The sequence below is a fragment of the Eubacterium sp. AF34-35BH genome (assembly GCF_003477765.1).
Lineage (GTDB): Bacteria > Bacillota > Clostridia > Lachnospirales > Lachnospiraceae > Eubacterium_G.
On record NZ_QUDZ01000006.1, the window covers coordinates 205,180 to 231,393 of the forward strand.

A 26,214-nucleotide genomic window follows, 5' to 3' on the forward strand; every position below is an offset into this window, starting at 1 on the left:
ATCATTTTATCACTTAATTGACAACATTAACGAAGAATAAACATAAATAAACGTTCCACTAGGGATACACCCTGATGCAAAAAGAAAATAGTTGCGGGAGGGCACGCATTGGGTGCGTAGAATGTCACAAGCAATATTCTTTGTCCTAAAACTATCTCTGAATCAAACAAGAATGATGAAAAAATAATCTGTTTTGTAAATTGATTACTGATTTGATAAAATTCGAACCTGTTCCTTAACAATAGAAGGAAGCTGCTTTTGTCCTGCTCTGTCTAACTGGTCAGTATAGATAGGTTTGCCAAAAGTAACAATAACCTTCGAGGACTTGATTCGTGGCTGCTGCTTTTCGAAAATATTATATGTTCCCTGAATCCCTACAGGAACAACAGGGCATTTTGCCTTAGTGGCAATCTTAAAACTACCTTCCTTAAATTCTCCAAGTTTGCAGTCTTTTGAACGTGTGCCTTCAGGAAAAAGAAAAATTGATATACCATTTCTAATCATGTCAGCAGCATTAAGTACCGATTTTAAACCGGCACGTGGATCTTTTCTGTCTAAAAAGATGCAGTTTACAAAATACATCCACCAACTTAAAAATGGAACCTTCTTAATTTCCTTCTTTGCTATATAACCTGTAGGTCGCTTCATTAAAGGGTATGTGACAATAATATCGTAGAAACTTGTATGATTACCTACGAACAATACTGCCTGGTCTTTTGGAATATTTTCATAGCCATGTACCTCCAGTTTGACTCCTGAAATAAGCTGAACTATTCTTAAGCCAAAGTTGACAAAAGCAAGGCTGCTTTTATTGCGGGCATTCATATTAAATCTTTCTAAAATTAATTCCAATAATTGAATAGGTAAAGAGACAATAAAATATACAATTAAAAAAACAAGTAAAATAATTAGTCTTATCATAAAAACTCCTTTGTAGAAATATTATTATAAATATGTACAACCTGGTACTTCCGTATACAAATATGTTTCATGCATAAAGTAACGGCATTGTAGTAGATTCTGCATAATAAATAATGTTACCACAATATTTAATAAATAAAAAGATTCGAAGATTAAAAGGTCAGTATTACTTCACTTGTATACTTATATTATGTATATACCGGCAGATTACTATGTTTGCCCTCCGCCTTTATTCTAACATAAATACGGGAAGAATTTTTGACACGGTAATTATAATGAGATGTTTGGTGAAATTATACAGTATTTTACCAAAGAAATTGTAAAAAGTAATAGAAACACTAATAAAAACATTTTTATTTGTTGAATTGGGTACATGTTCGTGCTATAGTAACATTAAATAGCGAGTAGTTCGCGTTTTTATTAAGAGGAGGAAATAAAATGAAAGCATTAAAGAGATTTACAGCTGTAGTAGCTTCACTTGCACTTACAGTTGGTATGTGTGTTAGTGTATTCGCAGGATCTACATGGGGAGATTACATTGGATTCGATGGCAAGCCAGGACACACATGGTACGAAGCAGCAGATGGTAAGTTTACACAGAACTCAGATACATCATGGACATGTAAGATGAAGACAATCGGTTGGGGTGGTGTCTGGGGATGCCAGGTATTCCAGGATTCAAAAAAGGGCAACGGCAAGGTTGACATTAAGAAAGGTCAGGAATACAAATTACAGTGTACATTAAAGTCAAGCGACATGGATAAGTGGATTGTAGTTAAGGTTGCAACAAAAGAAAACATTGCATTTGCAAAGTGGGTTAAGTTAAAGAAAGGTCAGAACACTACAATTAACGAAACATTCACAGCTAAGTGTGATGCAACATCTATCTACTTTGGTTTAGGTGGAGACTTTGGTGATAGAGCAGATGAAAAAGATTTATATACATATGCTGAAGGTGGCGCTAAATCAATCAGTGATGGTAATGGTGATGCAGCTGGTAAGGGTACAACAATTACATGTACAGGATACTCACTTGAATCAACAGCAGCAGCTGGACAGACAGCAACAACAGCAGCAGCCGGACAGGGTACACAGTCAGGTCAGACTGGTACAGTTAGCACAGCTCCTAGCACAGTAGCAACTGGTGACTTCACACCAATCGCTTGTGCAGCAGCAGCCGTAGTAGCAGCTTCAGTTATTGTTGTATTCGCTAGAAAAAGAGAAAACAACTAATTAAGAACTTAACTTAATACAATATATAAAAAGAAGATTTGCTTAATCCCTTTTTGGATGGCAAATCTTCTTTTTTTGAGCAATAGGTATTTATATTGCATAAAAAATTCACATTAAAGATTGTCAAAATAACAAAAAATAAGATAAATTAAAAAAACATTTCAATCCTAGTAAATATAGGCAATTAAGCTTTTATGTAAAACAGAAAAAAATGAGCAAAAAGTATCAAAACTCCCTGAACTGCCCATTATATGGTAATTGTTAATAAATTAACAATAAAAATGAATCAACTATAGTTTCAAAAGTGTGAACATTTTATGTAAACAGAAAAGAACTGTTGTTAAAATAGTACAATAAAAAAGAACCTAAAATCGTTTTTTATTGTTGATTTGTACATATTGTTGTGATAAAATCGTTATTAAGGAAGTCACTATGTGAATTCTAGTGTAGGTGAAAAAATTTTTTCAATAAGGAGGAGAATAAAATGAAAAAATTAGGCCGTAAAGCATTAGCTTTATCACTAACAGTTGTTATGGGAACATCAATGTTATTAACAGGATGTGGCTCAGGTAGCTCAGATGGAAAGGACGGAAGTGTTGATAGTCCAAAAGATTTAGGAGTTACAACAGGATTGAATGCTGATACAAAGGGCGACATTTCAATTATGGTATGGTCAGGTGATGGAAAGTATTACGAAGATATCGGAAACCCTGACAGCACAGCTGGTAAGAAATTATCAGATGCAAAGAACATTACAGCAAGCAACGTTGCACAGGTATATGCAGTGGCTCAGAAGTTCCATGAAGCATATCCTAACATTAAGATTAATCTTTGGTCAAAGAGCGGTGACCCAGATCAGTACAATACAGCAACTTGGGAAGAAGAAATGGAAAACTTCAAGGCTAAGTACGGTAAGTATCCTGATATTTGGGCTTCAACAGATGTTACATCAGATGTTAAGAAAGGTTTAGTTGCTGACTTATCAGTTTACAAAGATGATGAAACATATAAGTCATACAATAAATCTCTTATGGATAAGTTAAACTATTATGGATTCCAGGCTGGTATTCCATCATACACAATCCCTTGGGGTGTTTGGGTTAACAAGTCTTTAGCAGAAGATAACAACATTAGCATTCCAGACCCAGATTGGACAATTGATGAATTTACAAGATTTGTCACAAAGGCTGATGATAAGACATTCTGGGGAATTAAAGCAATTCCTGGAACAATCATCAACATCGGAACAGAAGCAATTGCAAGAAACATTACTAAGGAAAACAAAGTTGATTTAAATAATGAAGAAGTTAAATCATTATTAAGTTACATTCCTAAGTGGTCAGATCACACAATCGATTCTGCAGAAGGTTCAGGTGCCTTAACTAAGGAAATCGTTCAGGAAAGCCAGGCTTATACATGGTACTACTTCACAAACAACAGAACATTAGTTAACACAACAGAGCCTTGGTTCTTAACAGCAGGTGCTGATGAATCAGCAAAGGACAGCGATGCATACATCAAGGCTGCTGATTGGGATTATTATCCATTCCCATCAACTAAGTATACAGAAAACAGCGTTAAGATCGTTATGGATCCAATGTGTATACATAACTACGCACAGGATGATGGAAACACAGAATGGAGCAAGTCAGAAACACAGAAGAGAGATGTAGCTTACACATTCGCATCATTCTGGACAGCTTCAACAGTAGCAAAGAAAGCAATTAATGCTCAGAAGTTCTCTGAAAACGGAGAAATGAAACTTGCAGCTGGAGATTCATTCCCAGTTGTAACAGGCAAGGCTTATGATGAACAGATGGATTTATGGAACAGCATCGATGCTCATAAACTTTACAAAGACAAAGCAGGATTCCAGGAAGTTCTTAAGATCTGGAAAGAAGGCAAGAACACAGTTGTTGACTACGGCGATACATGCGAAAAGTGCTGGACTAAGTCAGTTACTGAAAACGGAGAAAAGAAAGATACATTATATGAATGGAATCATAATGGTGATGAACAGGTAGTTGGAGCATGGCCTGGAGATAAGGATTGGGCTGATAATGTTAAGGCTAAACTTTCAGATTGGAATTCAACAATCAACAAACGTATTGATAAAGCTCAGACACAGCTTAAAGATGCTTTAAAGAAATACTATAATATTGAGGCTAAATAGTAATTACTAATTAATTATTATAAACATAAGAGCGGAACTGCCGTTAAAGTAGTTCCGCTTTTGTGAAAAAGGGAAAGGACAACAATGAAAAAGAAGATTACTACTATTATAATAGCTATAGTTTGTATCGTTGTTGCTGCACTTGTTTTAACACAATTTGTTTTCAAAACAGAAACATCACATATCAAAGATGTAGATAGTAACACTTTTGAAAAAGCATATAATTTACTTTCTACAGCTTATCTAAGCGATGGAGAAGAAGCAGAAGTTTACTACACCGATTTCATAAAGAAGAACACAACAATTGGTGAAGGAACTCATGTTGCTAGTTTGAAAGACGGAATTGATACAAATAAGTTCTATAACAATAAGAAGAAAAACAGCACTGATGACACAACACCAAAGGCTGTTACAAACTATGATTCAACAATGACTGAATTGAATTATAATGATAAGGCTGAATATACAGTCAAAGTAGATAAAGAAGGTTTATATTACTTGAACCTTGATTACATTTCTATTGGCGAATCATTGTCTGATTATACTGTAAAACTTGCAGTAAATGGAAAACAGCAGTATTCAGAAATGAACACTATTGCATTACCAATCATATGGGCAGATGAAGACACAAAAACATATGTAGGTAGTGATAAGAAAAAGAGTTTTCCACTAGATAGCTATGGCGATGAAATCGCACCAAGTCAGAATAGAGTTCAGGAATGGACAAATACATATTTATATAACAATACATACGTTTCAAGTTTGCCCCTCTCGTTCTATTTAAAGAAGGGTGTTAATAAGATTACAATTGAAAACGTATCATCAGGTGGTTTAGCAGTTGGTAAGCTTCAGGTAGAAGCAGGAAAAGACAGCACTAAGTCATATAAGGAATACGCATCAGAACATAGTAACGCAGAATTAGTAAAAGATAGTGATGATGCATTACAGGTTGATGCAGTATACTATACTAAGAAAAATTCATCTGATGCAGTATATGGATCTGAAACAAAATCTTCACTTACAAGATTCAACATAGATAAAGAAAAATTGAATACATTACAGTGGAATGCAGCAGGTATTGAAGTTACATATACTATTAATGTAAAAAAAGCGGGTAACTATAATCTTACTTTCCATTACGATAATGGAAAGAAAGAATTTGATTCTTTCGAAACAATTAAGATTGATGGAGAAGTACCTTTTAGCGAACTTTATAACTACGCATTCGCACCAGTTTCATCAGGTTACGCTAATGAAACATTATCAGACAAAGATGGTAATGCATATAGCATTTATTTAACAGAAGGTAAACATACAATTTCTATTAAGCAGGAAAACCAGCCTGTAATGGAAGCTTACAGATATGCATTATTACTTCAACAGCACATTACTGATTTTGAATTGGAAATTACAAAGATTACAGGTAGTGATGTTGATACAGAACGTAACTGGAAAATGACAAAATATATACCGGAAATTCCAGAATATTTAAAAGCATATAAGACAGTAATTCAGCACATTAGATATATTCTTCAGGATTATTCACCTAATGGAAACTCAAGTGCAGTGCTTACATATTTAGATGAAGCGGAACAGTTTATTAAAGATATGCAGAAATATCCTGATGAAATTGCTTTGCACACAGCTGACTTAACGGGAGCTAATAACTCTATCTTAGTTTCATTAAGTAATTTCACAACAGAAGTTACAGCAAATGAATTTACTTTAGATAGAATTTATGTAACTGCTGATAAAGGTCAGATTGAAAAACCAAACCCATCAGCAGGTAGCTCAATGTGGACATCAATTAGAACATTGGTAAATACATTTACATCTGATAAATATGCTACAGGAGCAACTCAGGACAGCAAGACTTTAACTATTTGGGTAAATAGAGCTATCACTCATGTAGATTTGTTACAGAAAATGGTAGATACAGAGTTTGTTCCTTATTACAAAGAAAAAACAGGAAAAGACATTAAGGTTAAAGTTTCTACAATGCCTGATGTTGCAAAATTAACATTGGCTATTGCAGCGAAAGAAACACCTGACGTAGCATTAGGACTTATGTCTTATGTACCTTTTGATTTGTCAAGTCGTGGTGCTTTATATGATTTAACAAAGTTCGATGATTTCTGGACAGTGGCAAGAAGATTCCCAACAGGATCTTTTGTATCATACGTATACAATGAAGGTATGTATGCAATTCCTGAAACAACAGACTTTAACGCTATAGTTTACAGAACCGACATTTTTAACAACTTAGGACTTAAAGTTCCAAGTACATGGAATGAATTAATAGATATTTTACCAACATTACAGAGATATGGTATGAACTTCTACCATAACATTGCATTAGGTACAACAGGTTACAAGTGGTTCTACCAGACATCCCCAATGATTTTACAGAATGGTGGAGAATTATATACTCAGGACGAAAACGGACTTGTTACAACAGGTATTGATTCTAAGAAATCTGTAAAGGGATTGTCATTGTTAGGTAACTTATTTACAAAGTATTCACTTGAAACATCAGTACAGACCTTCTTTAACTCATTTAGATATTCAACTGATCCAATTGGTATTATTGGAATGGAAGATTATACATTGATTAACAATGGAGCAAAAGAATTGCAGGGCAAATGGGCTATCGCTCCATATCTTGGAACAGAACAGGAAGATGGTAGCATTGACAGAACATTCGTTGCAAATGGTACAGGTGGAGCAATTTTCAAGACTTCAAATAAGAAAGATGAATCTTGGGAATTCTTAAAATGGTGGACAAGCAAAAAAGTTCAGACAGAATATACTTATACATTACGTTCATCTTATGGTAAGACATTCTTCTGGTTATCAGCTAACAAGGCGGCATTACAGAATAACCCAATGGATGAAGCTGATAAGAAGGTTATTACTGAACAGCTTGACTATGTAACAGACGTTACAAGAACACCTGGTCAGTACCTATTAGAAAGAACAATTTCTAATATTTGGACAACAATGGTATTCGACGGAACAGCCGGTCAGGTAGCTGTTGATGAAGCTAAGAATGATATTAACAAGGAAATCGTACGTAAGATGCAGGAACTTGGATACTACGACGAGAACGGAAAAATGGTTAAGAAATTCAAACTTCGTGGATATGATTGGATAAAAGAAAATCAGGATAAAGCGAAAGCTAATCCGGAAGAGGAGGTAAGCAAATAATGAGTAGTGCAGCTGCAGCAGTAGAGAAAACAGCCACAAAGTCAAAAGTCGGTAAAAAATTCTACCAGACTGAAGGATTTCATTCATTTTTACTTTTGCTTCCTTACGGATTGTTATTCTTTACATTTATCTTATTACCAATAATTATAGCTATTGGTTTATCATTTACATACTTTGATGTTATAAATACACCGAAGTTTGCGGGATTAACAAACTACATTACTCTTTTTACAGGTGATGAAGTTTTCATGAAATACGTTTTACCTAACACTGTACTTTATGCTATTGTAGTTGGTATTGGTGGTTATGTATTATCGTTTATTATGGCATGGATTCTTGCTCAGGTTACTCCAAGAGCAAGAACACTATATGCTTTAGCAATGTACACACCATCTATGGCAGGTCAGATTATGATTCAGGTTATATGGAAAACAATCTTCTCAGGTGACCAAAGTGGCCTTGCTAATGCATGGTTGCAGAAATTAGGCTTTATAAATCAGCCTATTCAGTGGTTAATATCATCTGACTACTTTATGCAGATTATGATATTCATATCATTATGGTCATCAATGGGTATTGGATTCTTATCCATGTTATCAGGTATTATGAACATCGACCAGGAATTATACGAAGCAGCTTATGTGGATGGTATCAAAAACAGAGCCCAGGAAATTATTTATATTACAGTCCCATCAATGAAACCACAGATGTTATTCGGTGCGGTTATGTCAATTGTAAACGCATTTAACATGGGCTGGATAGGTGTAGCGTTGGCAGGTGCAAACCCAACACCTGATTATTCAGGTCAGTTGATAGCCAACCATATTGATGACTATGCATTCGTCCGATACGAGATGGGTTATGCAGCTGCAGTATCAGTTGCACTTCTTGCATTGGTATGGGTATGTAGTAAAGTAGCTAACACATTATTTACAGAAAAAGAAGAATATTAGAAAGGAGGATACATAAATGGCAAATTTTCAAGGTAACAGAATTAATCCATCACGTTTTTCTCGTGGTCAGATTAAGTTTCATATAATTGCATGTCCTTTATCAATATTTATGATCCTTCCGGTAATATTTATGATAAATAATGCATTTAAACCTTTGGGAGAATTATTTAAATTCCCACCAACATTGTTTGTACAAAATCCAACATTGGATAACTTTAAGAATTTATTGAACTTATCAGGAACAACAGGAATTCCAATGTCCAGATATTTCTTAAATTCATTAATCGTAGCAGTATTAACAGTAGTGCTTGGAATTCTCATTACAATTATGGCAGCTTACGTTTTCTCAAAGAAGAAATTCAAAATCAAAGGTGCTTTATGGGAAGTAAACCAGATGGCTCTTATGTTCGTAGCAACAGCCGTAGCTATTCCAAGATACTTAATTATCGTAAATTTAGGCGTGTACAATACATGGTTTGCACATATCTTACCATTGGTTGCAATGCCTGTAAGTTTATTCTTAGTAAAACAGTTCGTTGATGGTATTCCAGATGCGTTAATTGAAGCAGCGGTAGTAGACGGTGCAGGAGATATTACTATATTAAGAAAGGTAATTATTCCTTTAACAAAACCGGCTCTTGCAACATCTGTGGTTCTTACATTCCAGCAGGTATGGAACAACGTGGAAACATCAAACAACTATATTACAAACGAAGCATTAAGAACATTAACATACTATTGTAACTCCATTGGTGTAAACAATGCTGTAGCGGCAGCCGGTATGGTAGCTGCATCAAGTTTGATTTTATTCTTGCCAAACTTGATTATATTCATTTGTATGCAGTCTAAGGTTATGAACACAATGGCAAGTTCAGGTATCAAGTAAGGAGGCAGAAATGAAAAAAATTATGAAAAAAAGTTTAGTTCTGTTTCTAGCCTTGGTATTTGTGGTAATGTCAGTGTTACCAGTGGCAGCATCACAGGCAACCAGTTACTCATATACAGAAGATGATCAGGGAGAATTGGTTAGAACACAGGATGCATATTTGCCTGACAGAACTATAACAAACTTAGAATTATCAGATCCTGAAGATATGGTAATTGATGATAACAACATTGCTTACATAGCAGATACAGGAAATCAGAGAATTGTTATTTACGATTTAAACACTGAGAAAATCGTAAGAATCCTAAATGGTAAAACAGTTAACGATAAAAGATTCCCTGGATTCAAAAGTCCTAAGGGTGTATTTAGAACAAATGCCGGTGAATTATATGTTGCTGACGTAGGACAGAAAGCGGTATTCAAATTCACAAAGGATTTTAAATTCGTAAGAAGTTATTTAAAACCAACAGCAGCTATTTTTGCTGATACAAACTACGAACCAAGTAAGGTTGCAGTAGATAGCGGTAACAACATCTACATCGTTTCAGAAGGTGTTTACGCAGGTGTAATTCAGTTGGCAAACACAGGTAAGTTCTTAGGATACTTCACATCAAATAAGTCAAAATTAACACCACAGCAGATGTTCTTAAAATTAATTTATACAAAAGAACAGGAGAAAAAATCAGAGCTATTAAATACTCTTCCATCTACATTCTCTAATGTTTTTGTAGATACAAATGGTGCAGCATATTCAACATGTATGGGTATAGGAAATGACTTACTTAAGAAGCATAGTACAAATGGTACTAATATGCTTGGAAATGTTAAGACTTCTTCAGCATTAACAGATGTTACTGCAAACAAAGACGGTATTATTTACGCAAGTGATTCACATGGTATGATTTGGGTATATACAAGTCAGGGTGAAGTAATCTTTCAGTTAGGTGCAGAAGCAGCAGACAAAGATATTTCAGGTTTATTTACATCACTTACAACAATTGCTGTAGATAACAGTGGAAACATCTGGACAGCTGATGGTGAAAAAGGATACTTACAGTCATTTACACCAACAGAATATGCAACGACTATTTTCAAGGCTTTAAAAGAATATGAAAATGGTGATTATAAAGAAGCCCTTACAGATTGGAATTATGTATTAAGACTTAACCAGATGTCAGTTCTTGCTCATAACGGTGTAGCAAAAGCTTACTACAATGATGAAGTTTATGACAAAGCAATGGAACATTTTGAAATTGCCGGAAACAGAGACGGTTATTCAAACGCATTCTGGGAAGTAAGAAATAAATCAATCCAGAAGTGGTTAGGAACAGTTTTAATTGTTTTAGTTATTCTTATTGCAATTAAGATTGCTATCGGATTCATTGATAAGAATCATGTACTTAAGAAAAAGAAAAGAGCTCTTGGACAAAAACTTAAGAATACACCTGTTATTGGTGAATTAGGTTATGCGTTCAAGATAACAAAACATCCAATTGACAGATACTATGATATTAGAGTAAACAAGAACGGTTCAGTGATAGCTGCAACGATCTTATACATTGTTTTCTTCGGAGTATACATGTTATACCAGACAGGTAAAGGATTTATTTACCAGTATTCAAAAGTAGAAGACATGGATATGGGAGCGGTTATCGTAGGTTTCTTTGCAATATTAATTTTATTTATTATTTGTAACTATCTTGTAACATCAATTACAGATGGTGATGGTACATTTAGACAGGTTTACTTAATACCTGCATACGGATTAATACCTGCAATGATATCAATGGTAGCAACAGTTATTATGTCATACGTATTAACATACAACGAATCATTTATCTTAACAGTTATTATGATAATTGGTGTATGTTGGAGTATTGCTCTTATATTTGAAGGTCTTTCAACAGTTCATGATTATGACTTTAAACATACAGTAGTAAGTTTGATAATCACAGTAGTATTCATGCTTATTGCAGCAATCGTTGTTTTAGTAGTTATTATCATGTGGGAACAGTTAAAAGATTTCTTAGTAACAGTAGGAAAGGAGATTATAAGAAATGTTACAGGCAGCTAAACATAAAAAGATTAAAATTACAGCACTTGTGGTATGTCTCTTATGCGTCCTTTCACTTAGCGCTGCAGTAGCAGCTGCGTTCTTGAATACCAATAGAGATACAAGACCTGCACCTGACAAGGTAACATCTAATATGAAAGTAACAAACGCATATCAGTTACTTTGTAAGAAAGGTAATTATGAATATTATTTCAGAGATGACCGCGATATTATCTTAGTTAGAAACACAAAGACAAAATATGTTTGGAAAACAGGTGTAGATGTTGCACTTCCTAAAGAAATTGAAGAAGCTTTAGATGTTGTAACAAGTGCAAAAGAAGATAAAGATCCTTCAGAAATCAAAGATTACGCTGAGGAAAAGGGAATGACAGTTGCGCAGGTTAAAGAACTTGCCAACACACCAAAGGATTCATCATTTACTAATGACCAGTATGCAGCATTTGCAAACTCAATTGTTACAGTTGAGTATTATACAGGTTCAGGTAAGAGTATGAAGATTACAAGAGTTTCATCAGCAGCAGCTAGTGAGAATGATGGAAAATCAGGACTTAGCGAAGTTGATAAAGAAAAGGGAGAATACAAATTAGAATGTGTATTCAAACTTGGTGATGATGATTTAGGCATGAATGTATATATTACATTCGGTGATGATGGAAATATCAAATACGATATACCATATAAAGAACTTACAGGTTCAGGCATCAAGAAAATCGCTAACGTAATCATTACACCGTTCTTAGGAACAAGTGGTGGTGCTACATTAGCATATGATGAAGAAGAAGCTGACTGGGTTAAGTTACAGGGAAAAGAATTAACACCTGGTTATGCATTAATACCTGACGGAAGTGGAGCTTTAGTAAGATTCGCAACAAACAATACAAAGTTCAGTGAATATCAGGGTAAGGTTTATGGAACAGATCCATCAACAAACTTAACATATTATGCAACAAGCGATGACGTTGTTCCTGTACAGGAACCAACAATGCCGGTATTCGGTATTTCACATGGTGATGGAACACAGGCAGCATTTGTTGCTTACGCTGATAAGGGTGATGAATACATGAGCATAAATGCAGTCCCTTCAACAACAGCAGAAGGTGAAGTAAGATATACATACGCTTACCCAACATTTAAGTTCAATTCAGAATATTATCAGGTAACAAACCAGAAGGGTGATTCTTACAGAAAGACACAGGATACACCAAACAAGGTTGATATTTCAATGACATATCAGTTCTTAAGTGGCGATGGAAGTGATGGAACACCATCAGCAGATTACGCAGGTATGGCTCAGGCATACAGACAGCATTTAATTGATAATGGAACATTGAAAGAAAGAACAACAGAAGGTTCAAACATTCCAATTAGAGTTGACTTCTTAATGTCAGATTCAAAGAAAGGTGTATTCTCAACACAGCAGGTAACAGTAACAACTGCTGATGATGTAAGAAACATCTTAAGCAAGTTAACAAAAGATGGAGTTGAAAATATTAATACAGGTTTAATCGGATGGCAAAGCGGTGGAGAAACATTATCAAAGCCAAACAGCACAAGTTTTTCAAGTGCCGTAGGAAGTGAAAGTAAGTTTACTTCATTAATATCTGATTTTGCTAAGAAGAATGTTGATATTTCATTCTCAAGAGAGTTTACAACAATTAATGAAGATATGGTAAGTTACTACAGCAACGCTGCTAAGCACTTAAATACAAAATACCTTCAGGTTGATAAAACAGATATTTTACCAAAGAATGCTCCTGTAACAGAATTTGGTTATGCACTTCCTAAGAAGACAGCACAGTGGATGGATGACTTATATGAAGACTTAGGAGAAGACAGCAAGTCATTTACAATTGACGGAGCATCAAATGTATTAGTTAGTACATACAGTAGTGATGGTGTAGAAACAACAGTAAGCGATGCAATTAAGTTATATCAGAATTCATTACAGAAAATGAAGAAGAATGGTACAACACTTAACTTAGTAGCACCAAACAAATACTTATGGAAATACACAGACAGATACTTACAGTCACCTGTAGGAACATCACAGTATGTATACGAAACAGATACAGTTCCATTTTTACAGATGGTACTTAACGGTACAATGGAAGTATATGCACCATATGCAAACTTTTCATTCTACTCAACAACAGACCAGTTAAGAATGATTGACTACAATATTTGTCCTTCATTTGTATTAACACAGGAACCATCATATCTTTTAGCATCAACAACTTCATCAGACTACTATTCAACAGAGTTTGAACAGTATGAGCAACTTGTAAAAGATATTTACAACAAAGTCAACACACCATTATCTAAGGTTGTTGGATATAAGTGGTCAGGCCGTAAGGTAGTAAGTGACGGTGTTATCGTTAATACATACAAGAAAGACGGAGATACAAAGAGTATAGTAATTAACTATACAAAGGATAAAGTTACTGTAGGAAATACAGAAGTAGCTGCACAGAGTGCAGAAGTAATTGAAGGAGGTGTTAAATAATGGCTGAAGAAAAGAAGACAACAGAAGTAAAGACAACTCCGAAAAAAGACAAGCCAAAAAAGGCTAAGAAAATGCGTACATACCAGCAGAGACAGGACAGAACAGGTTATATGTTCATGGCTCCTTGGATTGTAGGTTTTGCATTATTTACATTGTTTCCATTTGTATTTACTATTTATTTAAGTTTTACAAATGTAAAGAGAACAATCAGAGGATATGAAATTGAATGGACAGGCGTAGGAAACTACGTTAAGGCGTTCATTGGAAACAGTGAATTTACACCTGCGTTAATTAAGTATTTACAGATGATTATACCTTACACATTTATTGTAGTAGTATTATCATTTATTATCGCTTACCTTTTAAATAAGATTAAAGTAGGTAAGGGTGTTTTAAGAACAATTTATTTCTTACCTGTTATTATCATGTCTGGTCCGGTTATGACACAGATTATGGAAGTGCAGGGGGCCGCAGGACAGGCCGCAGCTCAGGCTGCTACATCAGCCGCGGCGCCAGAAACAACCAATGCATATTTAAATATATTTATTATGCAGATTATAGACAGTTATTCACCGGCACTTGGAAATGCCCTAGCAGGTGTATTTGATCAGTTATCAATTATACTTTGGTTTACAGGTATTCCAATTGTATTATTTATCAATGGTTTACAGAAAATCAACCCAAGTGTTTACGAAGCAGCAAAGATTGACTCAGCCAATGCTTGGCAGATTATGTGGAAGATAACAATTCCAATGTTAAAACAGATTGGACTTATTATTACAGTCTTCACAGTAATACAGCTTGGTATGTTCAGCTCAATTAACCCATTATATGAGTTAATTCAGGAAAAGACAGGTGAAACAGGTTCAGGTCTTGGATATGCCGCAACTTACGCATGGATATACGCGTTAGTGGTACTCTTACTTGTTGGATTTGTGTTCTTACTATTTAGAGATAAGAAACCAAAAGATATCAAGGCAAGACAGAAGCAGGAAAAGAAATTAAAGAAGCTGGAAAAACAGCAGAAGAGAAGATTAAATTCTCAGAAGAGACATCAGGCAAAGGAGGCAAAGTTATATGGCAAATAAAAATAACAGTGCAAAGAAGATTGATTTGTCATCAGTTAAGAAAATCAACTTTGCCAAATTAAAGAGATTAAAAGCTGTAAACATTATTTCAAAATTTGCAATTTACTTTGTATTAATTTGTATTGGATTCATTTTCTTAGAGCCAATCTTTGAAATGATTTCCAAATCAATTATGACAACAAAGGACTTAATTGATCCATCAATTACATGGATTGCAAAACACGCAACATTAGATAACTTTAAAAATGCTATTGGAACACTTGATATTCCAACATCAATTTTAAACTCAATTTGGTACTCAGCATTACTTGCTATTGCTCAGACATTTGTATCAGCAACAACAGGTTTCGCATTATCAAGATACACATTTAGAGGAAGAAACTTCTGGTTTGTAATGTTAATTATGGCATTCATTCTTCCGGTACCACTTTTAACAGTACCAAGAATTATGATGTTCAGTACAGTTGAAAGCATTTTAGGATTTAAATTAATTAACACAGTTGTTCCACAGTTCTTATTAGCATTATTAGGACAGGGAACATACTCAACAATGTTGGTATTGATATTCTACAATTTCTTTAACATGATACCAAAGTCACTTGATGAAGCAGCAATGATCGATGGTGCCGGTTCATTAAAAGTTTTCTATCATGTAGCAATTAGATTATCAATTTCAACAATCTTAGTTGTATTCTTATTCTCATTCGTATTTAACTGGAATGAAACATATACAACTAACATACTGACAGGTGATGCTTTAGAGTTATTACCGGGAAGATTATCATTATTTGATAACGGTTCAACTTCAAATGCCGTAAGTGAGTTAAACGAAGCCATCAAGATGGCAGCTACACTTATAGCAATTGCACCATTGTTAGTATTGTACGCATGCGTACAGAGACAGTTCATCGAAGGTATCGAAAATACAGGTATCACAGGTGAATAAAACATTTTAGAACAGGTGCGTAAAGCATCTGTTCTAACAGATGAAAGTAGAGGGCAAAATATGAATAAGATGTTAAAGAAAATCACATCTGTTGCATTAGCAATCGCTATGGTTGTTACTACAGTTTATGTAGGAAATCCAACAACAGCACAGGCAAAAGTAACAATCAAGTCTAAGAAGACAGTTACTTTAATCGCAGGAAACAGCAGCAAAATTAAAGTTAAACAAAAAGGTGCTAAGTTTACATCAAGCAATAAGAAAATTGCTACAGTTTCAAAAAAAGGAAAAATCAAGGCTAAAAAGCCTGGTACTTGCAAAATTACAGTAAAAGTAAAGAAGAGCAAGAAGAAAGTAACTGTTAAGGTTACACCTGGCGCAACATCAATTGATTACGCAAAGAACACAGCAACTAATGGTATTTCATTAGAGTGGACTGGTGTAAGCGGTGCAACAGGCTACCAGATTTACTATTCAACAAACTCAAAGAGTGGATTTAAAGTAACAACAGTTGGAAAAGTTACAAGAACAACAGTTAATGGTTTAACAGCAGGTTCAACTTATTACTTCAAGATTAAACCTATTGCAAAAGTAAGAGGTAAGACTTATGTATGTTCAAAGTTCTCAAACGTAGTATCAGACAAAGTTCGTAAGATGGTTTGGAATGATGAATTTAGTGGAACAACAATTGATTCAACAAAATGGACTACAGAAGGCGCAACTGGTAACGGTGGTCCGGAAAATCCTGGCTTTGGAAACAAAGAAAGACAGAATTATCAGCCGGAATATTCAGAAGTTAAAGATGGAAATCTTATTATTAAGCCACAGTTCGAATGGAATCCTAGAACAAAAACAGTTGTAAATAATTCAATTTATTCAACAAAACTTTGGACAAGAGGATTATATACATTAACATATGGTAAGGTTGAATTTAGAGCTAAGTTACCGAAAGGACAGGGAACATGGGCTGCATGTTGGATGTTAGGTAATGATAGTAATTATGGTACATGGCCAAAATGTGGTGAAATTGATGTTTTAGAAACAATGAGTGAAGCATCAAAGACAGTTATTCCACAGTCAATTCATAATACAAAATTCAATGGTATGCCAACAAGTTCAGGTAACAAATACAAGCATACTACAGTAGCTACAGCAACAAGCGAATATCATACATATGGTATTATTTGGAATGCCAAGGAAGTTACATTTACAATTGATGGTAAGGTAACATGGTCATATAACCCATCAAGATATATGGCTACAGGAAATGCTTGGGCTAACAGCAGTATTTGGCCATTTAACAAGCCATTCTACTTAATTATTAACTGTGCTATTGGTGGAACACTTGGTGGAAATATCGGAACAAACTACTGGACAAAAGTAGGCACAAAGACTTACCCGGACGGCGGAGTTAATGATGTATATCAGGATAAGATGTACGTTGATTATGTAAGAGTATATCAGTAAAAATAAAGTAACAAGGAGGCTTTAAGCCTCCCTTGTTGCTAAACTTTCCAAGTAGATTAGGAGGATTATTGTATGGTTACAATAAAAGACGTTGCCAGAGAAGCGGGAGTGGCAATATCAACAGTTTCAAATGTGTTTAATAACGCAGATATCGTTAGTGAAGAGACAAAACAAAAAGTATTAAATGCAGTAGAAAAACTTCATTACATACCAAATATGAATGCAAAGTTATTAAAGTCTAATAGAAAAAATACAATAGGCCTCTTTTTAACAAGTTTACAAGGTGATTTCTATAAGGTATTAACACAGGCAATTCATTTACAGTGTAAATTAAATAATTACATGTTAAATATTTATATAAGTAATGACAACTCACCGGATGAAATATACAGAATGATTATTGCATCAGGTGTTGCAGGCGCAATTATTTACCATGAAGACTTAACAGGTGATTATGTAAAAAGAATTGCAACAGTAAATATCCCTATGGTATTTATTGACAGAGATAGCAAAGGTAAGAACATTTCAGGCGTTTTAGTTGATGACAAATTGGGCGCATCAATGGCAATTGATTACTTATTAAAATTAGGACATAAGAGAGTCGGTTACATGCACGGAAATGATACGGGAGATGACAAGCATCGTTATCAGGGATATGTTGAAATGATGCAGAAGCATAATCTCCCAATTGATGAAGACATTGTTTTAAGAGGTTACTACGAAGAGAGCCTGGCATACAGCGAGATGCGCTCTATGCTATCAAGTGGAATAAAGATTCCTGATGCAATGTTTTGTGCCAATGACGAAATGGCTTGGGGTTGCATAAAAGCGCTACAGGATGTGGGAATTAAGGTTCCTGAACAGGTAAGCGTAATAGGATACGATGACAGCACAATTAGTGGCTATTATGGCGTTCCACTTACAACAGTACACAGCCCAATTACAGAAATGGGTAGTGCAAGCGCAAATGAATTATTCAGATTATTAAACGATGATGGTGACAGGAGCGGTACAGTTACAAAACTTTCACCAAAGATGGTTTACAGAAGTTCATGCGGAAAACGCAAATAAAAAGGAGATTATTATGGAGAATTATAGACTTGAAGGTAAGACATTTGTTATAGATGATTATGACAGATTGCCAGCTTTTTCAAGCTTTTTACCTGGTCTTGCAGGTGTAAAGGGTATTCCAATGTGGACGTTCTACACAAACAGAGGACAGGGAATGAACAGTTTTGGTATTGATAACAAGGGCAATGCCATTATGGAATTTAATTCAGCTAATACAGCTTTTGAAAACACAACAGTAAAGGGTTTTAGAACATTCTTAAAAATTGACGGCGAATATTATGAACCATTTTTCAAATATGAAAAAGAAGCAAAACGTCAGATTAGAATGAATAAAAATAGTTTCAAGATTATTGAAACAAATGAAAAATACGGTATTGAAGTAACGGTTAATTACTTCATTCTTCCAAACGAAAGTATTGGAGCATTAGTTAGACAGGTTTCAGTGAAAAACATTTCTGATTCTGCAAAAGATATTGAAGTTATTGACGGACTTCCAAAGATTATTACATACGGAATCTCAAATGGTGAATTCAAGGAAATGTCAAACTTATTTAAGAGTTGGGCATACATTAAGAACATTGATAACAAGGTTCCATACTACACACTTAGAGCATCAACAAAGGATTCAGCAGAAGTTTCAGATGTTGAAGGTGGTTACTACTATCTTACAATTAAAGGTGGAGAATTACAGGATGTAATCTACGATGTGGATACAGTATTCGGATATGATCTTTCATTAATGACACCTGTAAGATTTATCGAAGGTGGAATTGATAACGTAAAAGCAAAAGAACAGTGTTTCGCAAACAAAGTTCCTTGCGGATTTACAGCATTCCATGAAACAGTAGCTGCAAACGAAGCAATCACATTTGATACAATGATGGGATTTGCAGGTTCAGAAGAACAGATTAATTCAAAGGTTTCTACATTTACAAAGCCTGGCTATATTGCAGACAAGTTTGTAGAAGCAGAAGAATTAGCAGATAGCTTCACATCTGACATTAAGACACATACATCTGCCGGAAAATTTGACCAGTACATTGAACAGTGTTACTTAGATAACTTCTTAAGAGGTGGTTATCCATATGTTCTTAACAAAGATGGTAATAAGTCTATAATTCATTTATTTAGTAGAAAACATGGAGATCCGGAAAGAGATTACAACTTCTTCTCTATTGCTGCTGAATATTATTCACAGGGTAACGGAAACTTCAGAGATGTTTCTCAGAATAGAAGAAATGATGTATTCTTCAATAAAGATGTTGGAGAATTCAACGTTAAAACTTTCTTCAGTTTAGTACAGGCTGATGGTTACAACCCATTAGAAGTACGTCCAAGTTTATTTAACGTAATTGAAGGAAAAGAAGACGAAGTTAATGCTTATGTAAAAGAAAACATTGACGGAGATGCAACAGCCATTGAAAAAATTGTTGCAGGTAAGTTTACACCTGGTCAGATTTCAAACACAATTGCAAAACTTGGTTTAAAAGTAAAAATTGATGATGGTGATTTCATTGCAGAAATCTTAAATGATTGTGACCAGAACATTGAAGCCGGATTTGGTGAAGGTTACTGGAGCGATCACTGGGATTACAACATGGATTTAGTAGATAACTACTTAAGTGTATTCCCTGATAAGATTAACGAATTATTATTCGAAGACAAAACATACAAGTTCTATGACAGCGTTGCATACGTTGTACCAAGAGATGAAAAGTATGTTATTAATAAAAAAGGTGACGTACGTCAGTACGGCATGGAAGTTGAAGATGAAGAAAAACTTGCACGTCCGGGATTTAACAAGTGGGCAACTAACTGGTTAAAGACAAAAGACGAAAAGATTTATGAAACATCTTTAGCTGTTAAGATGGTTATTTTAGCACTTAGCAAATTTGCTCAGCTTGACATTGACGGAATCGGTGTTGAAATGGAAGGTGGAAAGCCGGGCTGGAATGATGCCATGAACGGTCTTCCTGGATTATTCGGTTCAGGTACACCTGAAACATTTGAATTAAAGAGATTAGTAAACTTCATCATTAACAACTTTGATGGAGAAGGTGAAGTTACAATGCCTGCTGAAATTGCAAAATACTTAGATGATGTTAAGGCAGCACTTGACGAATACAACAACGGAACAATTAATGACTTCCAGTATTGGGATAAGGTTGCAACAATCAGAGAAACTTACAGAGAAACAATTAAACTTTACTTAAGCGGTGAAGAAACAGTTGTATCAAAAGCTCACATTGTAGAAGTATTCAAGGCATTCGAAGCTAAGATTGAAAAAGGTATTGCAAAGGCTGTTGAAATGGGTAACGGACTTGTGCCAACATACATTACACATGAAGCAGTTGATTTTGAACCAGTTGTAGATGAAAATGGAGAACCTGTAATTAGTCATTACGGACTTCAGAAGGCAAAGGTTAAGGAATTTAAAGCAGTTGCTTTACCATACTTCCTTGAAGGACCAGCCCGTATGATGGGTTACGAAGATGTAGATACAGCAAGAGACATGTACAACAAAGTTAAGAACACGGGTCTTTATGATGAGAAACTTGCTATGTACAAGACTTCAGCATCAATTGAAGAATGTTCAATGGAAAATGGACGTTGTCGTGCGTTTACTCCAGGATGGCAGGAAAGAGAAAATGTATTCTTACATATGGAATACAAATATCTCTTAGCTATGATTAAAGCAGGTTTATATGATGAATATTATGAAACAATTAAGGGGGCACTTATTCCATTCTTAGATCCAAATATGTATGGTAGAAGTACACTTGAAAATTCATCATTTATTGCATCAAGCGTAAATCCAAATGAAGATGTTCATGGTAGAGGATTTGTTGCAAGACTTTCAGGTTCAACAACAGAAATGATTTCTATGTGGATTCAGATGATGATGGGTGGCAAAGTATTTACTTATGAAGACGGTAAGCTTGCACTTAACTTTGATCCAAAGCTTGCAAACTGGTTATTTGATGAAGGAAAAGTTACATTCAGACTTCTTTCAACATGTGACGTAACATACATTAATAATACAGGAAAGAACACTTATGGCGTTGATGCTGCTAAGGTTTCAAAGGTTGAAATCAACGGTGAAACAGTAGCAACAGAAGGTAAGATTGTTGGCGAAATGGCAGAAGCTGTTCGTGATGGCAAGATTAATGCTATAAATGTTTACTTTGAATAAATCATTTTAAATGCTATAAATTTTTATAGAGCAAATGGTGGGGATGAGAATCTTTAGGGTTCTCATCCAACACACATTTGAAAAAGATATAAACTCTATAAGGTTCACAGCATTTTTTCTTTATAAAAGCTTGAAACGTTTTAATTTTTGGAAAGATTATAAAAGAAAGTAAATAAAAGAATTGAAATTATATCTTTTAGATTACCTAATACAAGTTCCTGCTAATTATATTTAAGAGCAAATAAAGGTATATAAAATAAATATGTAACAATTATAGTTTTTCCAAAAACTAAAAATATAATATAAAATATAAAAAGAAAATTTCCTAAAAATAATAAGCAAAAAAGACAATCTGCAAAGATGCAGACTAAAACAACTATCTGCAAAATACAGAGTAAAGACAACAACCTGCAAAAATGCAGTTTCAAACAACTATTTGAAAACTATTGAACAAAATCAATTTAAAATAAAAAGGAGAAAGGATTAGATTTTATGAGCGATTTAAAGTATTTGGACAAAAAGGGAACATTTACATTAGATGATCCTGATTTAACAAGTTATATGTACTTCCCACTTGCTAACGAAGCAGGTATGATGAGTGCAATCACACCGGATTTAGGAGGCGACATTAAGCTTGACCAAAACACATTTTTACTTGAACCGGTAAGTAGCGAAAACTTACACAACAACAAGTCTTCAAGAAACTTCTGGGTTTATGTTGAAGGAAAGGGAGCTTGGTCTGTAACAGGCCGTTCAAGCAAACAGCAGGCAAAACTTTTTGAGGATGACAAGGAAGACGTAAAACTTACAGCAGGTATTATGTGGCATCAGGTAGAAAGACAGTCACAGGAAATGGGCTTAAAAGCTGTAATGACAAGTTTTGTACCTGAAACAGAAGAAAAAGTAGAACTTACAAAGTTTGAAATTACAAATACATCTGATAAGGCACAGACAATTACATCAACAGTTGCAATACCAATGTATGCACGTTCGGCGTCAAACATCAGAGATCACAGACACGTAACATCATTGCTTCATAGAACTTTTACAGTAAAAAACGGAATAATGATTTATCCAACTCTTACATTTGATGAAAGAGGACACAACAAAAACAAGATTTTCTATGGCGCATTAGCAAAAGAAGAAGTTAACGGAGAAATGGTTTCACCTGTAAGTTTTTGCCCTGTAACAGAAGAGTTTATCGGGCGTGGAGGAAACTTCGAAAATCCATATTACGTTGTAAAAAATCAGCCATTACCATATAAGGCAGGCGAAGAAGTAGATGGATACGAAACAGTGGCTGCAATAAGATTTGCTGACTGTACATTAGAGCCGGGCGAAACAAGAACTTATATTGTAGCTTTAGGCTATGGTGAATCAGAAGCAGAAATCACAGAATTAAGTAAGAAATATTTAATAAAGAAGCATTTTGACAAATATTTAGAAGAAACAAAAGAATTCTGGCAGGAAAAAATCAACGTAAGTTACAATTCTGCTGATTCAGATTTCGATAACTGGATGCACTGGGTTAATTTCCAGCCAATGCTTAGAAGAATTTACGGTTGCTCATTTTTACCGCACCATGATTACGGAAAAGGTGGTAGAGGCTGGAGAGATTTATGGCAGGATTGCCTTGCACTTCTTATTATGGAACCTGAAAAAGTTAGAGAAATGTTAATAGACAACTTTGGCGGTGTAAGATTTGACGGTACAAATGCAACTATCATCGGTTCAAAACAGGGTGAGTTCATAGCAGACAGAAACAACATTGTAAGAGTTTGGATGGACCATGGTGCCTGGCCATATCTTACAACAAGATTATATATGCAGCAGACAGGAGATATTGAATTCCTTACAGAAGCCAATACATATTTCAAAGACGCACAGATTTGTCGTGGTGAAAAACGTGACGACCGTTGGAATGACACAATAGGAAATAAGCAGATGACAGAAGACGCACTTCCATACGAAGGAACTGTTTTAGAACATTTACTTATTCAGCATTTAACATCATTCTACGATGTTGGCGAGCATAATCATATAAGACTTCGCGGAGCAGACTGGAACGACGGTCTTGACATGGCAGAAGAGCGTGGAGAAAGCGTTGCTTTTACAGCTCTTTACGGCGGTAACTTGAAGAATCTTGCTCAGGATATTAAGGATTACAGTGACAAAACAGGAAAAGATACAGTAAGCATAGCAAAAGAAATTTTGGTGCTCTTAGAAGCAGATAGCAGCATTTATGATAGCATTGGCGAAAAGAATGCTTTACTTGAAAAATACTGTGATGAAGTTGGTCACATTATTTCAGGAGAAAAAACAGAAGTTAAGTGCGACTGGTTAGCCGATAAATTAACAGAAATGTCAAATTGGATTACAGACCACATTAGAAACACAGAATGGACTTCTGACAAGGAAGGAAATTCATGGTTTAACGGTTACTATGACAACAGCGGAAAAGCTGTAGAAGGTGACTTTGAAAGTGGAGTAAGAATGATGCTTACAGGTCAGGTATTTACAGTAATGTCAGGTGTTGCCACAGACGAACAGGTAGCAGAAATCGCAAAAGCTGCTGACAAATATCTTTACGATGAAGCAATTGGCGGTTACAGACTTAACACTGATTTCAAGGAAGTAAAAACAGATATGGGTAGATTATTTGGATTTGCTTTTGGTCACAAAGAAAACGGTGCAGTATTCTCACACATGGCTGTTATGTATGCAAATGCATTATATAGCAGAGGTTTTGCAAAAGAAGGTTACAAAGTAATCAACACATTGTACAAGCATTGCGCAGATTACCACAAGAGTAACATTTATCCTGGTGTGCCTGAATATGTAAATCAGAGAGGACAGGGAATGTACCATTACTTAACAGGTGCAGCAAGCTGGTTACTTCTTACAGTATTAAATGAAATGTACGGAATTAAAGGTGAACTTGGTGCCTTGAAACTTGCTCCAAAGCTTTTAGCTGAACAGTTCTCAAACGGAATGGCAAGTGCCACATGTATGTTCAGAGGTGCAAACATTACAGTAACATACCAGAATCCATTTGGTTTAGAAGCAGGAGAATACACAGTAAAAGAAATCTACATTGACGGTGATTTATACGGAAACACAGACACAATTGCAAAAGAAGATGTAGACAAACTTGGTGACAAGAGCCAAATTACAGCAATTTTAGGTTAGATGTTGAATATATTCCAACGATGGAAAAATATTATCGAAAGCACGCTCCCGCTGCGTTTCGCTCGTAGCGGTTCTACAAAGCCGACTTCGCTGCCTTTGTGAACCAACGGCTTCACAGCACTTTCTTATAATATTTTTTCCACGTTGGAATTATAAAATACCAGATAAAATAGTTGTAGTACGGGTAAATAATAGTATAAAAGGAGAAAATAAATGTTTGATTGGGGCAGAGCAATTTGCTATTCAGGATATAGAGAAGGACAAAGTCCAAAAACCTGTACATATCCAACATACGACCAGATTGTTGAGGATTTAAAAATTTTAGATGAAATGGGATTTAAATACATTAGAATGTATGATCCAATTAGTTATGCTGAAATGACATGTCAGGTAATTCGAGATTTAGGTCTTGATATGAAGGTAATGTTAGGACCGGATTTAATTTCAGAAGTAAATAATCCGGGATGTCCATGGTTAAAAGAAACTTACACAGATGCGGAACTTGTTAATAGAGCAAAAAGAAATGATAATAACATTGAAAAATTAATTGAAATTGCTAATAACTACTCTGATGTTATTAACGCTGTTTCAGTTGGAAACGAAAATACACCAAAATGGGGTGCTAACAATGTGCCTGTAGAACGTTTAATTAAGTTTGCAGACAGATTAAGAGAAGGAACAGGTAAACCGGTTACTTTTAATGAAGGCGCTTTTGAGTGGGTTGAATTAGAAGAACTTGCAAAGCATCTTGATATTATCAGTGTTCATTCTTATCCATTATGGTATGGAAATACAGTTGAAGAAGCTTTGGAAGTAAATAAAACATGGTACAAAAAAATTAAGGAAATGTACCCGGACAAATTTGTGCTGTTCTCAGAAGTAGGCTGGGCAACAGACTGCGCTGACTTTAAACAAATGAAAGAAGGTCAGGCAAACGAAGAAAACCAGAAAAGGTATTATGACGAGTTTTGGGATTGGACAGACAAAGAACAAATAATTGCTTACATGTTTGAAGCTTTTGATGAACCATGGAAGGGCGGAAGCAGACCAAACGAAGCAGAAAAAAACTGGGGGATTTATAGAGTGGATAGAACTCCTAAGCTAATGGTAAGATAATAATATGTTTTTTGATATAAATTTTAAGGATTAAAAATTGAATAAAAGTATTTTTATTGTGTAAAATTACTAAAAAAGAAGTGGTGGTTGCGTTGACTACGACTTCTTTTTAGTTTATATTAACAAAATATTGCTTTGTATAAGTTGCATAAAAAAAGAGAAATAAAAGTGTTTTCTTTAGTGCATTTTGTTGTTTG

General features: G+C 34.9%; 15 protein-coding genes. 14 read left to right on the plus strand and 1 reads right to left on the minus strand.

The annotated features are described in order from the left end of the window. Positions 1-204: 204 nt before the first annotated feature. Positions 205-921: a lysophospholipid acyltransferase family protein gene (locus tag DWZ69_RS08695; RefSeq protein ID WP_117999809.1), complete on the minus strand. Its 717-nt coding sequence runs from the start codon at positions 919-921 to the stop codon at positions 205-207. Positions 922-1,359: 438 nt separating this feature from the next. Here DWZ69_RS08695 and DWZ69_RS08700 point away from each other — a divergent pair, with 438 nt between their 5' ends. The 14 genes from DWZ69_RS08700 to DWZ69_RS08765 all read left to right on the plus strand — a co-directional run bounded on the left by DWZ69_RS08700 (position 1,360) and on the right by DWZ69_RS08765 (position 26,017). Beyond that, the gene (locus DWZ69_RS08700; RefSeq protein WP_118436764.1) at positions 1,360-2,154 is read left to right on the plus strand and encodes a hypothetical protein; all 795 of its coding nucleotides are present in this window, start codon (positions 1,360-1,362) and stop codon (positions 2,152-2,154) included. 484 nt (positions 2,155-2,638) lie between these two features. Further along, the gene (locus tag DWZ69_RS08705) at positions 2,639-4,327 is read left to right on the plus strand and encodes a hypothetical protein (RefSeq protein WP_118436766.1); all 1,689 of its coding nucleotides are present in this window, start codon (positions 2,639-2,641) and stop codon (positions 4,325-4,327) included. 84 nt (positions 4,328-4,411) lie between these two features. Next, a complete protein-coding gene (locus DWZ69_RS08710; protein WP_118436768.1) occupies positions 4,412-7,534 on the plus strand; it encodes an extracellular solute-binding protein in 3,123 nt (1,040 codons plus the stop codon). Continuing rightward, entirely contained in the window at positions 7,534-8,487 is a 954-nt protein-coding gene (locus DWZ69_RS08715) for a sugar ABC transporter permease (RefSeq protein WP_118436770.1), read from the plus strand. The genes DWZ69_RS08710 and DWZ69_RS08715 overlap by 1 nt, the downstream gene beginning before the upstream one ends. 16 nt (positions 8,488-8,503) lie before the next feature. After that, positions 8,504-9,373 carry a carbohydrate ABC transporter permease gene (locus tag DWZ69_RS08720; protein WP_118436772.1) on the plus strand — a complete coding sequence of 290 codons (870 nt, stop codon included), beginning with the start codon at positions 8,504-8,506 and terminating at the stop codon, positions 9,371-9,373. 10 nt (positions 9,374-9,383) lie between these two features. Continuing rightward, on the plus strand, positions 9,384-11,447 hold the full coding sequence (locus DWZ69_RS08725) for an L-dopachrome tautomerase-related protein (RefSeq protein WP_117999815.1): 2,064 nt from the start codon (positions 9,384-9,386) through the stop codon (positions 11,445-11,447). Further along, positions 11,431-13,950, plus strand: a complete 2,520-nt coding sequence (locus tag DWZ69_RS08730; RefSeq protein ID WP_118436774.1) for a DUF5696 domain-containing protein — start codon at positions 11,431-11,433, stop codon at positions 13,948-13,950. Before DWZ69_RS08725 ends, DWZ69_RS08730 begins: the two co-directional genes overlap by 17 nt. Next, the gene (locus tag DWZ69_RS08735) at positions 13,950-15,038 is read left to right on the plus strand and encodes a sugar ABC transporter permease (RefSeq protein WP_117999817.1); all 1,089 of its coding nucleotides are present in this window, start codon (positions 13,950-13,952) and stop codon (positions 15,036-15,038) included. The genes DWZ69_RS08730 and DWZ69_RS08735 overlap by 1 nt, the downstream gene beginning before the upstream one ends. Beyond that, positions 15,028-15,984: a carbohydrate ABC transporter permease gene (locus tag DWZ69_RS08740; protein WP_117999818.1), complete on the plus strand. Its 957-nt coding sequence runs from the start codon at positions 15,028-15,030 to the stop codon at positions 15,982-15,984. The genes DWZ69_RS08735 and DWZ69_RS08740 overlap by 11 nt, the downstream gene beginning before the upstream one ends. 60 nt (positions 15,985-16,044) lie before the next feature. Beyond that, complete coding sequence (locus tag DWZ69_RS08745; protein WP_117999819.1) at positions 16,045-17,448, plus strand: family 16 glycosylhydrolase; 1,404 nt, start codon at positions 16,045-16,047, stop codon at positions 17,446-17,448. Positions 17,449-17,520: 72 nt separating this feature from the next. Next, positions 17,521-18,519 (plus strand): LacI family DNA-binding transcriptional regulator, encoded by a 999-nt coding sequence (locus tag DWZ69_RS08750; protein ID WP_117999820.1) that lies wholly within the window; start codon positions 17,521-17,523, stop codon positions 18,517-18,519. A gap of 13 nt (positions 18,520-18,532) precedes the next feature. After that, the gene (locus DWZ69_RS08755) at positions 18,533-21,712 is read left to right on the plus strand and encodes a cellobiose phosphorylase (protein WP_118436776.1); all 3,180 of its coding nucleotides are present in this window, start codon (positions 18,533-18,535) and stop codon (positions 21,710-21,712) included. A gap of 492 nt (positions 21,713-22,204) precedes the next feature. Then, on the plus strand, positions 22,205-24,901 hold the full coding sequence (locus DWZ69_RS08760) for a cellobiose phosphorylase (protein WP_117999822.1): 2,697 nt from the start codon (positions 22,205-22,207) through the stop codon (positions 24,899-24,901). 213 nt (positions 24,902-25,114) lie between these two features. Continuing rightward, positions 25,115-26,017, plus strand: coding sequence for a glycosyl hydrolase (locus DWZ69_RS08765; protein WP_118436778.1), 903 nt, complete (start codon positions 25,115-25,117; stop codon positions 26,015-26,017). Positions 26,018-26,214 lie beyond the last annotated feature (197 nt).

Coding starts and splice junctions, on each gene's coding strand:
- DWZ69_RS08695 (WP_117999809.1), bottom strand. CDS start 921: ATGATAAGACTAATTATTTTACTTGTTTTTTTAATTGTATATTTTATT.
- DWZ69_RS08705 (WP_118436766.1), top strand. CDS start 2,639: ATGAAAAAATTAGGCCGTAAAGCATTAGCTTTATCACTAACAGTTGTT.
- DWZ69_RS08715 (WP_118436770.1), top strand. CDS start 7,534: ATGAGTAGTGCAGCTGCAGCAGTAGAGAAAACAGCCACAAAGTCAAAA.
- DWZ69_RS08730 (WP_118436774.1), top strand. CDS start 11,431: ATGTTACAGGCAGCTAAACATAAAAAGATTAAAATTACAGCACTTGTG.
- DWZ69_RS08740 (WP_117999818.1), top strand. CDS start 15,028: ATGGCAAATAAAAATAACAGTGCAAAGAAGATTGATTTGTCATCAGTT.
- DWZ69_RS08725 (WP_117999815.1), top strand. CDS start 9,384: ATGAAAAAAATTATGAAAAAAAGTTTAGTTCTGTTTCTAGCCTTGGTA.
- DWZ69_RS08750 (WP_117999820.1), top strand. CDS start 17,521: ATGGTTACAATAAAAGACGTTGCCAGAGAAGCGGGAGTGGCAATATCA.
- DWZ69_RS08735 (WP_117999817.1), top strand. CDS start 13,950: ATGGCTGAAGAAAAGAAGACAACAGAAGTAAAGACAACTCCGAAAAAA.
- DWZ69_RS08720 (WP_118436772.1), top strand. CDS start 8,504: ATGGCAAATTTTCAAGGTAACAGAATTAATCCATCACGTTTTTCTCGT.
- DWZ69_RS08745 (WP_117999819.1), top strand. CDS start 16,045: ATGAATAAGATGTTAAAGAAAATCACATCTGTTGCATTAGCAATCGCT.
- DWZ69_RS08765 (WP_118436778.1), top strand. CDS start 25,115: ATGTTTGATTGGGGCAGAGCAATTTGCTATTCAGGATATAGAGAAGGA.
- DWZ69_RS08700 (WP_118436764.1), top strand. CDS start 1,360: ATGAAAGCATTAAAGAGATTTACAGCTGTAGTAGCTTCACTTGCACTT.
- DWZ69_RS08760 (WP_117999822.1), top strand. CDS start 22,205: ATGAGCGATTTAAAGTATTTGGACAAAAAGGGAACATTTACATTAGAT.
- DWZ69_RS08755 (WP_118436776.1), top strand. CDS start 18,533: ATGGAGAATTATAGACTTGAAGGTAAGACATTTGTTATAGATGATTAT.
- DWZ69_RS08710 (WP_118436768.1), top strand. CDS start 4,412: ATGAAAAAGAAGATTACTACTATTATAATAGCTATAGTTTGTATCGTT.